At 39.9% G+C, this 15,290-nt stretch carries 13 protein-coding genes; 3 read left to right on the top strand and 10 right to left on the bottom strand.

All coding sequences use genetic code 11. The features are described from left to right. Positions 1–40 precede the first annotated feature (40 nt). The 7 genes from ftsZ to gshB form a co-directional block, all read right to left on the bottom strand. Entirely contained in the window at positions 41–1,216 is a 1,176-nt protein-coding gene (gene ftsZ / locus AAC388_RS00745) for a cell division protein FtsZ (RefSeq protein ID WP_002121912.1), read from the bottom strand. Between the two features lie 164 nt (positions 1,217–1,380). Then, complete coding sequence (ftsA, locus tag AAC388_RS00740) at positions 1,381–2,643, bottom strand: cell division protein FtsA (protein ID WP_002122057.1); 1,263 nt, start codon at positions 2,641–2,643, stop codon at positions 1,381–1,383. Between the two features lie 60 nt (positions 2,644–2,703). After that, positions 2,704–3,558 (bottom strand): cell division protein FtsQ/DivIB, encoded by an 855-nt coding sequence (locus AAC388_RS00735; RefSeq protein WP_014207933.1) that lies wholly within the window; start codon positions 3,556–3,558, stop codon positions 2,704–2,706. Between the two features lie 2 nt (positions 3,559–3,560). After that, positions 3,561–4,487 carry a D-alanine--D-alanine ligase gene (locus AAC388_RS00730; RefSeq protein ID WP_005804424.1) on the bottom strand — a complete coding sequence of 309 codons (927 nt, stop codon included), beginning with the start codon at positions 4,485–4,487 and terminating at the stop codon, positions 3,561–3,563. Positions 4,488–4,524: 37 nt separating this feature from the next. Then, a complete protein-coding gene (gene murC / locus AAC388_RS00725) occupies positions 4,525–5,973 on the bottom strand; it encodes a UDP-N-acetylmuramate--L-alanine ligase (protein WP_057075488.1) in 1,449 nt (482 codons plus the stop codon). Between the two features lie 11 nt (positions 5,974–5,984). Next, positions 5,985–7,082, bottom strand: coding sequence for an undecaprenyldiphospho-muramoylpentapeptide beta-N-acetylglucosaminyltransferase (gene murG / locus AAC388_RS00720; protein WP_005078668.1), 1,098 nt, complete (start codon positions 7,080–7,082; stop codon positions 5,985–5,987). 237 nt (positions 7,083–7,319) lie between these two features. Further along, positions 7,320–8,264 (bottom strand): glutathione synthase, encoded by a 945-nt coding sequence (gene gshB, locus AAC388_RS00715; protein WP_019767377.1) that lies wholly within the window; start codon positions 8,262–8,264, stop codon positions 7,320–7,322. A 160-nt stretch (positions 8,265–8,424) separates the two neighbouring features. On the opposite strand from gshB, the gene AAC388_RS00710 reads away from it, so the two are divergent. Then, on the top strand, positions 8,425–8,637 hold the full coding sequence (locus tag AAC388_RS00710) for a DUF1737 domain-containing protein (RefSeq protein WP_002122004.1): 213 nt from the start codon (positions 8,425–8,427) through the stop codon (positions 8,635–8,637). Positions 8,638–8,867: 230 nt separating this feature from the next. Continuing rightward, positions 8,868–11,054, top strand: coding sequence for a TonB-dependent siderophore receptor (locus tag AAC388_RS00705; RefSeq protein WP_342371067.1), 2,187 nt, complete (start codon positions 8,868–8,870; stop codon positions 11,052–11,054). Between the two features lie 432 nt (positions 11,055–11,486). Here AAC388_RS00705 and AAC388_RS00700 read toward each other — a convergent pair whose 3' ends face one another. The 3 genes from AAC388_RS00700 to pyrE form a co-directional block, all read right to left on the bottom strand. Then, on the bottom strand, positions 11,487–12,326 hold the full coding sequence (locus AAC388_RS00700; RefSeq protein WP_032004997.1) for a sterol desaturase family protein: 840 nt from the start codon (positions 12,324–12,326) through the stop codon (positions 11,487–11,489). A 97-nt stretch (positions 12,327–12,423) separates the two neighbouring features. Then, a complete protein-coding gene (locus AAC388_RS00695; RefSeq protein WP_336030576.1) occupies positions 12,424–13,191 on the bottom strand; it encodes a helix-turn-helix domain-containing protein in 768 nt (255 codons plus the stop codon). A 155-nt stretch (positions 13,192–13,346) separates the two neighbouring features. Beyond that, complete coding sequence (gene pyrE, locus AAC388_RS00690) at positions 13,347–13,997, bottom strand: orotate phosphoribosyltransferase (protein WP_000211305.1); 651 nt, start codon at positions 13,995–13,997, stop codon at positions 13,347–13,349. Between the two features lie 38 nt (positions 13,998–14,035). Between pyrE and AAC388_RS00685 the strand changes: the two genes are divergently transcribed. After that, complete coding sequence (locus tag AAC388_RS00685; RefSeq protein ID WP_016142748.1) at positions 14,036–14,860, top strand: exodeoxyribonuclease III; 825 nt, start codon at positions 14,036–14,038, stop codon at positions 14,858–14,860. Positions 14,861–15,290 lie beyond the last annotated feature (430 nt).

The raw sequence follows: 15,290 nt of genomic DNA, 5'->3' as shown, positions 1-15,290 counted from the left end.
CAGTGTTTAAACACTGCCCTTCACTAAATCTAACGATAATTTACTTACGTTGCTGATTTTTCAAGTAATCTTGAATACTCATTGGAGAAGAACGCGGAGTAGAACTTGCTGTGCTACTGACTTCATTATCGGCGTTTTGACGCTTATTAATTGCAGGAACGTCATCTTCATCAACAGATTGAGCTGATTGAGACGATGCATGGCTTACCGTATTACGTTTTCTTGGTTCAGCATCTGCTGCATTACGAGTTAAACCAGTTGCAATCACTGTTACGCGTAATTCATCACGTGCATCTGGATCAAATACTGTACCGTAGAAGATTTCACCTTCATCAAGGTCAACAATCTGGTTCACAACGTCAGTAATGATTTCAGTCTCACGTAGCGTAATATCATCACCACCCGTAATATTAATTAACACGCCTTTGGCATTAATAATATTTACGTTATCAAGTAATGGACTACGGATCGCTTGTTCAGCAGCTTGACGCGCACGATCTTCACCACGACCTAAACCAGCACCCATCATTGCGTAACCGCGAGTACTCATTGCAGTTTTCAAATCGGCGAAGTCAAGGTTAATGTGACCACGGTTAACAACCAAGTCAAAGATACTACGTACAGCGTTTAACAATACATCATCAGCTTTTTTATAAGCATCTTTCATTGAAATATCGCCATATACGCTTAATAAGCGTTGGTTAGGGATAATAATCAATGAGTCAACATGTGCTTCAAGTGCTTCAATACCACGTTCAGCAGACTTTAAACGACGGCGGCCTTCAAAGTTAAATGGTGTCGTAACTACACCAACAGTCAAAATGCCCATTTCTTTGGCAACTTCAGCCACAACAGGCGCTGCACCAGTACCCGTACCACCACCCATACCAGCGGTAACGAAAACCATATCCGTACCTTCAAGGTGGTGACGGATGATTTCACGGCTTTCTTCTGCTGCAACTTGCCCTACTTCGGGGTTAGCACCAGCACCAAGACCACGTGTACTTTGCTCGCCTAACTGAATTTTGAAAGGTGCATTCATACAGTCCAGTGCTTGTTTGTCTGTATTGGCACAAACGAATTTAACACCTTGAATATCAGACTGCACCATATGTTGAACGGCATTACCGCCACCACCACCTACACCAAATACAGTGAAACGGGCTTGACCGTTGCCATCGTTTAGTTCATCTTCTATAAATTCAAATGAGGCCATGACCTTTAGGGTTCCTAATACATTATGGCAGTCACTTCAGCCCGTATACTGCCTTGATTTTCAAAAATAACTAATTTTAAGAATGCTGTGCAATACCAACCTTGTCAAGTACAGCGGTTTTCTCTTACAACTTCCTAACAATTCTACCAATAAATACATACATCCTAAAAAATGGCTTTTAACTTGCTATTAAACGCATTCCAGCCATTTACCATTCGTTCCCATACCGAACGGTCATTTGCCTCTTCAGGCTCTTCAACAGCATCTTGCAACTCACTTTGGCTAAACATGAGCAAACCAGCTGCTGTTGCATACATAGAACGACGTAAGGCTGCTTGATGTTGATCATCAGCATAAACCTGTAACGGCGGATTACCCAAATGTGCAGATACACCCAACATACGACGAGCTAAACTCACCATACCTTCTATTTGACAAGCATCCCCTGTCAATACTACCCCATGGTATAAACCATGAATTGCACCGCTTTGTTCGAGTTCATCGCGAATCTGGCTAAAGATCTCTTCATAACGGGCAATAATAATTTCTGACAACTCAATTCGGCTAATTGTTTGAGGGCCATCAATTCCTTCTACCTGAATCATGTGATCTGGCTTAACAGCACTTAAATCGACACAACCATGCAGAATTTTAATTCGTTCAGCTTCTTCTGTCGTGGTTTGCAATACAGCAGCAATATCACGTGTAACGTGCTCACCACCGCGTTGCAATGTACGTGCTAGAGCTAAACGGCCATCTAGATAAACAGCAAGATTGGTAATGCCTGCGCCAATATCAACCAGACAAACACCATATTCTTTTTCATCTTTCAGCAAGCTTGCCTCAGCGGTTGCCAGACAAGACACCACCATTTTTTCAACCCCGATATTTGCACCTTTCATGGCACGATCAAGGTTTTGCATAGTCGCTATAGGCATCATCATTAACTGATAATGTCCAGTCATACTATGGGCAGTCATATTAATTGGATTCTGCACCCATTCAGCAGAATCACCCAACTCAAAGCCTAATGGCACTGCACTTGCTAAATAGTAATCAGAAGTCACATGACTTGCTTTTGCCAATTCTAACGCGCGCACGACTTCATTTGTTGTAATCACATGTGCTGGATTAGATACTGGTGTGCGACCAGAGGCATAAAAACTTTGCAACTCGGTACTCGGAATAGATACCCATGCGCTATGAATGCGACATTCGGCCATATTTTCCGCTTCAGCAACAGCATTTTTAATCGCAGCAATGACTTTATCGAGGCTTACAATTTTTCCTTTATTCATGCCTCGATTGCGAGCAGTTGCCATACCGATAACTTGAATGTTATCCGGCGCATGAATTTTTCCAATCAAAACTGAAACTTTATGCGTCCCAATGTCAATCGCAACAACTGAGGGAACAGCTTCACTCATCACTCATACCATTTCTTTGTTGTTTAATACCAGGCAAATTGCCTATTTTAAAGCCACGTATTATGGCTTTGCTTTTGTTCCACCTGCAATGCTTGTGTCATCACTCGTTACAACAAACTGACCATTCACAATTTTAGGTGGTGTTGCGTTCTTCCATTGAATAGATAATCCATTACGATATCGCAAATCAATGGCTGAGATTTTCGACCACACTGGTTTTAAGTCAGATTGTGCCAGATGACTTAAACGTTGCAACTTATTCATTGTTTGATCTTGGTCAACAATAATACGTAAACCAGAATCAAATTGCATAAACCAAGTCATTCGCTCAGTCAGATATAACTCTTTTAAGCGTAAATTAACAGGATGGAATAATTGATTAATTTCATTATAGCGTCGCATCATCATTTTTGACTGACTTACCGGCCCATGAAGCAACGGAAGTTCAGGATGAATTGTCGGCTCCGCCTCACTAAATACATCGCCTCCATCGCTTAACAAGCGACCTGTCCCCCAACGGGCGATAGCATGTCGAGGCATGACACGAACACGAATACCATTGGGCCAAGCACGAGATACAACAACTCGGTCTACCCATGAAATTTCTAATGTTTTGTCACGAATCTGTTCTAAATCAGATGTGAAATAATTCGCTTTTATAATTGGAGCAACATGTTGCATCACTTGTTGGGTTTCAACAGAAGATGCTGAACCTACAACTTCTAGTTTTGCAACTGTTGCATCTGTAATAACTTTATATAACCCATAAATTCCGACTGCCAGCACTACAAAAGCAATAACCAACAGCACCCATCCACCAGCATTCGCAAGCTTCTGCTTACGCGTAGGCGGTTTATCATGAATAGAGGTGATGGCCGCACGTTTACGGCGCATGGAAGCCGGAAGTTGTGCCATATTTAAGCCGTACCTTCCAATGTTTGCTCAAGAATCGCAACACACAATTCATCAAAGCTATAACCAACAGCTTTAGCAGCTTTTGGAACTAAAGAGTGGCTGGTCATACCTGGAACAGTGTTTACTTCTAAAAGCCAGAAATTGCCTTGCTCATCCTGCATCGCATCAATACGACCCCAGCCTTCTGCACCCACTGCCTGAAAAGCACGTAAACACAATGCTTGTAGGTTTTTCTCTTCAGTCTCACTGAGACCACAAGGAATACCATACTCTACATCATTACGTTGATACTTCGCTTCATAGTCGTAGAAAGCAACATCTGCTGGTGGTTGCAAACGAATAACCGGCAAAGGCTGTCCATTTAAGAATGAAATTGTGAATTCACGACCAGTGATCCATTTTTCTGCCATCACCACAGCGTCGTGCTGAGTCGCCTTTTCAATTGCAGCAGCAAAGTCTTCTGCTTTCTCAACCTTACTCATGCCGACACTCGAGCCTTCATGTACAGGTTTGATAATGACAGGTAAGCCTAAATCAGCAATCACCGCATCTAAATCTGTTTCTTTAGTAATAATGCGATATGGCGCTGTAGGTAAATCGCTACCTTGCCAGATTTGCTTGGTTTTAACTTTATCCATGCCAATAGCAGAACCTTGCACACCTGTTCCTGTATAAGGCAGATTTAACCATTCAAGCACACCTTGAATTTGGCCATCTTCACCGCCACGACCATGCAATACAATAAATGCACGATCATAATTTACAAGTTCAGTCACACTGCGGTCTTGTGGATCAAATGCTTCAGCCTGAACACCTGAACGTAACAAAGCGTCCAAAACTGCCTGACCACTATCCAAAGACACAGCACGCTCAGCCGATTTCCCACCAAACAACACGGCAACTTTGCCGAATTTTGTAGCATTTGACACGTTTAAATCCTTAACCCGATTATTCAATACTTTTTGTTTATTTCACATACAAATGGTGTTGTGCAAGTTCTACTGAAATTGCTCCCACGTTACCCGCACCTTGTGTTAATAACAAGTCATTTGGTTGTAACACATTTTGCATGATGTTTTGCAAATTACCTTCAACCGGATCGACCAAAATTGGTTCTACTTGTCCGCGTAAACGAATACTACGCGCTAAAGTACGGCTGTCTGCACCCACAATAGGTTTTTCACCAGCAGGGTAAACTTCCAATAGTAATAATTGATCGACTTGAGAGAGCACTTCAATGAAGTCATCAAAACAATCGCGGGTACGAGAATAACGATGTGGCTGGAACAACATAACCAAACGACGGTCCGGATGGCTTTGGCGTGCAGCTTTAATGGTTGCTTCTACTTCTTTCGGATGGTGTCCATAGTCATCAACTAACTTAACGTTGCCATCAGCAAGTTCAAATTCACCTTGCACTTGGAAGCGGCGGCCTACACCACTAAACCCTTCTAATGCACGGCTAATTGCATCATCAGAAACACCTTCATCTGTGGCAACACCAATCGCTGCCAAGGCATTTAAAACATTATGTAAGCCTGGTTGATTAATTGTTAAACGCAATGGTTCACGACCTTTACGCAACACAGTGAAGTGCGATTGCATACCATCTTGTTCAATATCAACTGCACGAATGTCATTATCTTCATTAAAACCATAAGTAATGACCGGACGGCCTACACGCGGCAGAATTTCACGAATGTTTGCATCATCACCACAAACTACAGCCAAACCATAAAATGGTAGGTTATGAAGGAACTGTACAAACGTATCTTTTAATTTATCAAAGCTACCTTCATAGGTGTCCATATGGTCAGCATCGATATTGGTTACAATCGCTGCCATTGGTTGCAAATAAAGGAAAGATGCATCTGATTCATCAGCTTCAGCTACGATAAAACGGCTTTCACCTAACGCTGCATTTACACCTGTACTGTTAAGTAAGCCGCCAATAACATAAGTTGGATCAAGGTTTTCTTCCGCCAACATTGTCGTCAAAAGACTTGTAGTTGTGGTTTTACCATGTGTACCAGCCACAGCAATACCGTGACGGTAACGCATAAGCTCACCTAGCATTTCTGCACGACGAACAATTGGAATACGCTGTTCAATTGCAGCTTTAATTTCCGGATTTTCCGGATCAATTGCTGTAGAAACTACAAGCACATTGGCATTTTTAATATTTTCCGGTTGATGGCCAATATAAACTTTGATGCCATTTTTCTCTAATTGTTCTGTAGTTTTAGACGCTTTAATGTCTGAACCGGAAATTTTATAGCCTTGGTTACCCAAAACCTCTGCAATGCCACACATCCCAGCGCCACCGATCCCCACAAAATGAATGTGTTTGATACGGCGCATTTCAGGCACTTTAATCAGTTTTTTTGCTTGGTTCGCAGCTGTTGATGGAGACATAGTAAATCCGATTACATTTTTTGGATAAGATCAACCACATGCTGAGTCGCATTTGGTTGGGCATGTTGACGCGCTTTCACTGCCATTTCAGTAAGTAATTGGCGGTTCATCAGCGAAGTGAACAATTCATTTAAAACATCTGGTGTCATGGTCGATTGCTGGCAAATTTTCGCAGCACCGACATCCGCCAGAAATTTGGCATTTGCAGTTTGATGGTCATCAACTGCTATAGGGAGTGGTACAAAAACTGCGGCCACACCTGCTGTTGCAACTTCTGTTACCGTGAGTGCTCCAGCTCGGCAAATAATTAAATCTGCCTCGCTATAAGCTTTTGCCATATCTTCAATAAACGGCAAAACGTGTACAGTTAAATTAGCTGGTGCATCTGCATAAAGTGCTTGAGTTGCCTCAACTTGTTGCTGACCACACTGGTGAAAAATATTTAGTGGAACTTGTAATTGTTTTAATGCTGGAGGTAAGCGTTCATTGAGTGCTTTAGCACCTAAAGACCCGCCCACAATTAAAATATTTAAAGGCTTGCCCGCTTGTTCACGCTCATCATAGCGCCACTTTGGGCTTAAAATATCCGTGATTTCACGACGCACAGGGTTCCCTGTGGTTACAACTTTTCCACCAGCAGGAAAGGTATTTGGAAATGCTTCACATACGACTTTAGCAACACGAGACAACTGCGCATTGGTAAAACCAGCAACTGCATTTTGCTCGTGAATGAGAACAGGAATACCTAACAAACGTGCAGCTAAACCACCTGGACCAGCTACATAACCACCAAAGCCTGCAACCGCATCAACTTTAAGTTGTTTCATATAGCGCATTGCACTAAAAGTGGCTTTTAAAATTTTAAAAGGTGCAGCAACTTTACGGACTAATCCATTGCCACGAACACCTTGGATATCAATTTGATATATTGGAATATTTTGATCTTTTAATAACCGATTTTCCATACCTGTTGGCGTGGCTAACCATGAAACCTGACAACCTTGTTGTTGAAGTTGTTTGGCTACGGCGAGGGCTGGAAAAACATGTCCACCTGTACCGGCAGCCATCATCATGACATGTTTGGGTTTGCTTTGCTGTGAATCGGTCACGGTCTAATTCTTCAACTCAAAAAACAATGGAAATTGTCATCTATTTTTGTAGCCGTTTATTTTAATCCTAAAGCTTCATTAACGAAAAGCTAATTTCACTCGTTTATAACAGAAAGATGTGCTTTTTTGAAAATATGCCTACAAAGCTGTGGTGTATTTAGTATTGTTATTTTATTAATTCATATATTTTCAGGTGATTTCCAATAAATACCGTTGAAAATCACCTGAAATAAATAATTAAGCTGTGCGACCAGCTTCTAATACATCAAATAGATCATCGGCAATGGATGTACCAAATTGAGCATCAATTTCGCGTATACAGGTTGGACTAGTGACATTAATTTCAGTGACATAATTACCAATCACATCTAAGCCTACAAAAACTAAACCTTTTTCGCGCAAGAAAGGGCCAATTTTAGCTGCGATCAACTTATCATTTTCAGTAAGCGGACGCGCTTGGCCTAGACCACCTGCCGCCAAGTTGCCACGCACCTCACCATTTTGTGGAATACGAGCTAGGCAGTAAGGAATAGGTTCGCCATTTACCATTAAAATACGCTTATCCCCTTCTACAATTTCAGGAATGTAGCGCTGAGCCATAATTGGACGAGTACCTAGCTCTGTAAGCATTTCTAGGGTAGAACCAATGTTTACACCGTCTTGGTATAAACGGAAAATTCCCATACCACCCATACCATCAAGTGGCTTAACGATTACATCGCCATGTTCTTTAATAAATTCACGAATTAAACTTTGTTGCGATGTCACAAGTGTAGGCACTTGTAGTTCTGGAAACTGCGTTGCAAAGAGTTTTTCATTGCAATCACGCAGTGATTGAGGCTTGTTAATAATCCAGGAGCCTTCGCGCTCAGCTTGCTCAAGCACGTAAGTCGTGTAGACAAAATTCATGTCAAACGGCGGGTCTTTACGCATGAGTACAACATCGTAAGCCGCGATAGATTCTTTTTTCTTTTCGCCTAGCTCATAGTAATGGTTGTAATCTTCGAACACCTTTAACGGTGAAATGAGGCCGTAAGCTTTGCCTTGATCGATATATAAATCTTGTTGTAATGCATAACCTAATTCATGTCCACGACGGCTCGCCGCCCACAACATTGCCATGGTTGAATCCTTTTTAAGGTTTACGGTTTCAATCGGATCCATGACGACAAGTACACGCATGTTCAAGCTCTTCTTAAAATTTAAATTAGCATGAGTATAACTGAGATTTTTCACTGGTTTTTCTTAATTTCAGTAAAACCTTATCGGTTATTTCTTTATCTTGAATTAAGGTAAATTCAGTTAAACTATGATCATAAAATATTATTTTTAAAGGCTAAACATGAAACTTTATCGCTATTTAACTGGCCCCGATGACTCTGCTTTTTGTGCACGAGTGACTAAAGCTCTGAATCATGGCTGGGAGTTATATGAAGCACCCACTATGACCTTTAATGGCACGCATGTCATTGTGGGACAAGCAATTTGCAAAACAATTGATGAAAATTATGATCCAGAAATGGATATTTTAGATGTTCTCAAAAATAACGCGTAATTCCAGAAGGGTGCTTTAAATCGATGAAAAGCCCCCTTTAAAACCCAATTAACAAGAAAAACTAATGAGTCAACTCATACAATTCGTTTAAATTGCTAATTAACTTATTAAAAATCAGTTATTAAAAAATAAATATGTCATTTTTTAAGATAATAGTTCTTTTATTCTAAACAATTAAATGATTATAATTATCATTTATACTTTTATTTTTGTTAATTGATTTTATTTTTATGTTAAGAGTTTCGATACCATCTCCCCAAATGAAGCGTCTTTTCCCGCTGAGCTTACTCAGTTTAATGATCTTGAATATTCAAGGTGCCTACGCAGAGGAACCGACTGATTCAGCCGCAAAAGTGGCAGCTACCATGCCCACCATAAAAATTGAGGCCATGAGTGAGCTCGATCCAATTAAAAGTTATATCGACTATGATAAAGCCAATGTCACACGCAATGGTTTAGACAAAAAAGATATTCCTCAAACCGTTGATACAATTGATGTTCAGAAATATAAAATTTATGGCTCAAATGATTTAAGCGTTATGCTACAAGGCACTCCAGGTGTATCAACCAGTTACGATATGCGTGGTGATGGCATCACGATTCGTGGCTTTGGTGCCGATACAGGTGATATTTACCGTGATGGCATACGTGAAAGCGGACAAGTACGTCGTAGTACAGCAAATATCGAACGTATTGAAATTTTAAAAGGCCCCGCCTCTGTTTTATATGGCCGTAGTGCTGGCGGCGGTGTTGTGAATATGGTGAGTAAGTTCGCCAATTTTGACTCTAAAAGTTCAGTTGGTGCGTATGCTGGTTCATATGATAACTACGGAACAACGGCTGACATCAACCAAGTACTTAATGACAATTTAGCAGTACGTTTAACTGGAGAATATGGCGAGTCAGGCAGCTTCCGCTCTGGCATTGAAAATAAAATTGAAATGTTTTCACCAAGTTTTACTTATAAAAATGATGATGGAACACTCACTTGGACCACACAATACACCTATGACAAATTAGGTCGTGTACCTGATCGCGGACCATCACGTGACATTCTGCCTGCAGGGACTTCAATTAAAATGGGATTTGCCCAAGACGGCGATTATGTGGATGATATTTTGCAAGTGGTCCGCACCGATGTGAATTATCAATATGCGCCTGATTGGAACTTTCACTGGGCAGCAAGTTACCGACAAGCAGAACAAAACTTTGACCACTTTTATTTTGGAACTTATTGTGGTTTAGATGGTAAAAACTCAAAGAATGAGTCTTGTACTAAAAAAGGTTACGTCGACCAAATTTACTACTGGCAACAAACCAGCAATAAAACAACGACAAATACATTTGATATTAAAGGCAAGTTTAAAACAGGCCAACTTGAACATCAAATCATGATGGGTACAGACTGGACATATGAACAACGAGAGCCACGCTTAGCAAATGAAGCTCAGAATGGTTCTATTTACGGCTACGTTAATCCATTCACAGGGGAACGAGAGTATAGTCGTGGCAGTGGCCCACTAGTGATGAAACAGCACAACTATAATGAAGGCACAACTTACGGCGTATTTATTCAAGATTTAATTGGTCTAAATGACCAACTTAAACTCATGATGGGTGTGCGCTACGATTACTTTGACTTTTCAACCACCAACAAGCTGACAAAAGAACACCGTAATGTAAAAGATAGCAGCTTTAGCCCGAATGTTGGTTTGGTATGGCAACCGCTTCCTGAACATAGCTTTTATACGTCTTACTCTAAAAGCTTTGCTCCATTTGGCGGACAAATGGGTGTTAACCAAGTTACTGGAAACACCGATGTCACAAAAATGGATAAAGAACCTCAATATAACGAGCAATATGAAGTTGGGGTAAAAAGCGAATGGTTAGATAATCGTTTAAATACTCAATTTTCTGTCTTTGATATTCGTAAAAATAATATTCGCTATAAACCAAATCCTAATGAGCAACCAGAAGTATGGGCAACTGCGGGACAGCATCAATCTCGTGGTCTTGAATTTAGCTTTATTGGTCGCGTACTTGATAATGTCTTTGTCCGTGGTGGTTATGGCTACACAGATGCAAAAGTAAAAGAAGATAAACAAAAACCTGAACAAGAAGGCAACTATTTAGCCAACACATCTAAAAACACGGGTAATTTATTTGTTCGCTATTTACCAACTGAACAGTGGTATACCGAAGTGGGTGTGACCTATGTGGGCTCTTATTATCCAAATATTAATAATCAAGTAAAAATGGAAGGCTTTAACCGTGTCGATGCAGCGATTGGCTATAGTGCAGATCCGTGGAATGTCACACTTGCAGTAAATAACCTAACCAATAAAGAGTACTGGCGTTCGGACAGCATGCCAGGCACACCACGTAATGTGTTATTGCGTTTGAATTATCAGTTTTAAGTAAATATTAAAAAGGCATACCCCTATTTAGGGGTATGCCTTTTTCTTTTTAGATACCGTATTTTTCGCGATAAGCTTGCATGTTTGCAAACGCTTCTTTTTCACCTTTGGGATGACTGAACAAGGATGCAAAGAGAAATTAGGCATGATGCTAGAGTGTAAAAAGTGTGATGAGAAAGATTTCGTAGATTCGCTATTATGTTAAATGAACTGTTAAATAAGGCTAAACTCTAGATAGCTCAGCACGGTACTTTTTAAAATTAAAAATCATATACCAATTGGCATTTGCTGTGATTTCTCACCAACCCTTCAGTTTGTCGTTTAGTTACTTCAACTTCTATCCATGAAAATTTAAATCATCAATACCTGATAATTCTAAAGTTATTGATGATTTAATTAGACCATTTCATAGTCCAAGAACTATGATTACAGCTATTTTTTAAATGGCCACAACAACTGCTTGAAATATCGATTCGATATAGGGGTACGAATGCCCAAACTATCTGCAGAAACTGCTTTTTCTTCGTAGTGAAAAGTGCCAAAAATATGATCCCAAATCACAAAAACCTCGGCAAAATTTTTACTGCCAAAGCCCTGTTTATGGTGCCAACGATGTACTTCAGCAACAGCAAATACATGTTTTAATGGCCCTGCCCGATAGTCTAAGTTGGCGTGTTGAAAACTTAAATGTACCGCAGTAAAAGTTAGCCAACAACCTATCAGCAAGGTTGGTGCCCCTAATATCGTTAACACCAATAAACTAGGTGTTGCTAGTGCAATCGCACTTAATGGATGACGTTTTTCACCATTTAACCAATATAAGCGTTTAGGTTGATGATGAATGGCATGTAATTTCCACAACCAGCGCCGACGATGACTCAGTTTATGCATATACCATAAACCAAAATCGATAATTATCCCCACCAGTAAAAATTGTACCCATATTGGCCATTGAATAGGCCATAATTTAGAAAAAAACTCGAATTTAAGGATAAATTGTAAAATTGTTGCGGTTATTAGAATAAGTACTACATTAAAAATCGCATGAAAAATGTCAGTGAATGTATCCTCTTGATCATGTAACCATTTTTGCTGATATGGCAAAAAGCGCTCTAACATTGCAACCATAGCGCTAATGGATACAATGCATACTAGTGCGGATGGCCAATAGGGTATTTTTTGATAAGCCATCAATAATACTATTGCTAAGGTCGTAACAGATAAAATCGGATAACTCAAATAACGTATTAAAAAATGACTATACTTTAGCATGATGATGTCCTCTATTTAGATTGATCACTACCATGCAGGATTGTTTGATGTTTAAATTGAATAAAACGGCTACATTTTATTTAAAAAGTGAATTTACTTAAGATTCAGGCAACAAGATCATCTTGTTTTGAATGTTTTTGATAGCCGAAGGTTGTATGCCAAACATTTGCATACAGGTTCTAGAAAAATGTGCTTGATCGGTAAAGCCACTCTGATACGCTGCTGCAGTTAAATTATTTTCTTCATGTAGATTTTTAAGTGCAATAATCAAGCGTAACCACTTGCGATAACTACGTAATGAAATACCAAAATGCGAATTGAACCAATGTGCTAGACGACTTTCAGATAAGTGATGTAACGCTGCCAGCTCCTGACGTGAAGGAACATAATTATATAATAGATGTTGATAGATATAACCATTCATTAATTGAGCACGTTCACTAGCTACCATACAATTAAAATAGCACTGTAATTGAGCAAAGGCTTTGGTAATATTATTAGTATGCAAAAAATAAAGCTGCAATTGCTCCAGAAGCGTTGTTGGCAGTATTTGTATCTGAGAAGTTGAGGCAAAAAATTGATGTATAGCCTGCCCTAAATAATAATTTCCATCCAAATAAATCGAGCAATACTTGCCTTTCTGTAACTGATGCACGGTATTTGCTGGAATAAAAAAACCCCTACCCGTATATAACTGCTCGTATCCAATAATCTGCATAGATTGTAGTGGATCGAGGGGAAAAGTGATCTGATGCGCAAGATGTCGATGTGGTCTGTTATCTCCTGCTTGTCCACAAAAATAACCGTAACCCAAACCAATAGCCATCTGACCTTGCCAATTTGATAGCTGCTCTTTTTTTATCATGTTTATATTTTACAAAACTAACGCTAAAATTGAATGCTTCATAAAGATATTTAAATAATTCAGTTATATTAGTATTGAGATGGAATATATAAAATTTAATCCTCTAATAAATGAAAAAGGAAGCCATCGCTTCCTTTTTTCAATTCAATATAGACTTAGATACCGTATTTTTCACGATACGCTTGCATATTTGCTAGCGCTTCTTTTTCACCTTTCGCTTCCAAATAATCCATTAAATCTTTCATGGTAATGAGTGCGTGTACAGGAATTTCTAATTCTTTTTGAACTTCTTGAATTGCGGAAAGTTCACCTTGACCACGTTCTTGACGATCTAGCGCAACCAACACACCCGCAATAGTTGCACCAGCATTTTTCAAAATTGTTACCACTTCGCGAATCGCTGTACCTGCGGTAATTACGTCGTCAATAATCCAGACTTTTTTACCTTCAACCGCAGCACCAACTAATACACCGCCTTCACCATGATCTTTTGCTTCTTTACGGTTAAAGCCCCATGGCACACTTTTGTTATGGACTTGAGACAAAGCAACAGCAGTCGCTGCTACAAAAGGAATACCTTTGTAAGCTGGTCCAAAAATCACATCAACATTTTCACATTGTGTTAATTTATCAGCATAGCCTTGCGCTAAAAGAGATAAAGCTTCACCATCGTTGAGTAGGCCTGCATTAAAAAAATAAGGACTCACGCGTCCAGATTTTAAAGTAAACTCACCAAATTTAAGCACACCGCGTGATAATGCGAGTTCGATAAATGCTTGCGGGTGAAATGACACAGGCGTTGTCATGAGGTGCTCCAAATTCACAATTGAGGTTAAATTTTCGCATGATACCAAAGGATCAGTATCCAAGTGATGTAAAAATTCTTCGAGTCGTTTCCATTAACGTAAATGGCTTACGTTCTTCAGTAACGAAAGGCTTACTTGAATGGTTAGAACAATCAGATGCCGATGTCGTATGCATGCAGGAAAGCCGCATTACCCATGAACAATGGACTGAAAAATTTAGACCCGAAGGATGGCATACCCATCTCTTTCCAGCAGAGCGTGCAGGTTACGCGGGGACTGCGATATATAGCCGCCTACCCTTCGTCTCTGTTAAAGATGGTTTAGGGTTTGAGCTGGCTGACAGTCAAGGCCGCTTTATTTCTGCGGAATTCGATTTAGGTTTGTCACATCCGGTACATATTGCATCATTATACTTACCTTCAGGCTCAAGTGGTGAAGAAGCGCAAGCACGTAAAGATTTATTTTTAGGTGAATACGCAAAAATCTTGAAACAATGGCGTGATGAAAACAAGTCAGTCATCATTTGTGGTGACTACAATATTGTTCATAAACGTATTGATATCAAAAACTGGTCAGGTAACCAGAAATCATCTGGTTGTTTACCTCATGAGCGTGCATGGCTTGACCATATTTACGATGAACTTGGCTATGTCGATACCTTCCGTGTAGTTCGCGCAGAAGCAGAACTTTACTCATGGTGGTCAAATCGCGGGCAAGCGCGTGCAAAAAATGTAGGGTGGCGTATTGACTACCATGCATGCTCGCCAGACTGGAAAGCACGTACAATTAACGCATGGGTTTATAAAGATCAATGGTTTAGCGACCATGCACCCGTTATTATCGACTATAAAATTCAAGAATAAGTGAACACTCGTTCACTTAAATTGTCGTTTTCGCTTACAGCATATGTCGTTTTTGAGTATTTTTCTTACACAGCTTTAACGGCATTATAGCCCCACGGCACAGGGAAGCAGTCAGGATGACGCAAAAGGATAGGACGCCGTAGGAAGATAAAATAAACTTATGATAAGTTTATTTGCAAGGATGTGACATTGGACGTTGAAATGAGACCCGCATGATCAGGATGATTAAATGCGGGTTTTCTCTTTTCTGTCTCTTATTTTGCGCTAAGTTCTTTTAGTTTTAACTTCTTCTTATTAAGCTCATTATTACCATGTCTTATGACAATAACATGACATTTCTCTTTCGATTAATCATTAATTTTCATTTGTTTTAAAAGTATCGGTATAAAGTAGTGCTTAAAAGCATTTTGGGTTAGGCTGTGTGATCTCT

The organism is Acinetobacter sp. D009, assembly GCF_038562025.1.
In the GTDB taxonomy this organism is placed as follows: Bacteria; Pseudomonadota; Gammaproteobacteria; order Pseudomonadales; family Moraxellaceae; genus Acinetobacter; species Acinetobacter pittii.
The sequence above is the reverse complement of the archived record's forward strand: the minus strand, read 5'-3'. Positions and strand labels throughout refer to the sequence as shown.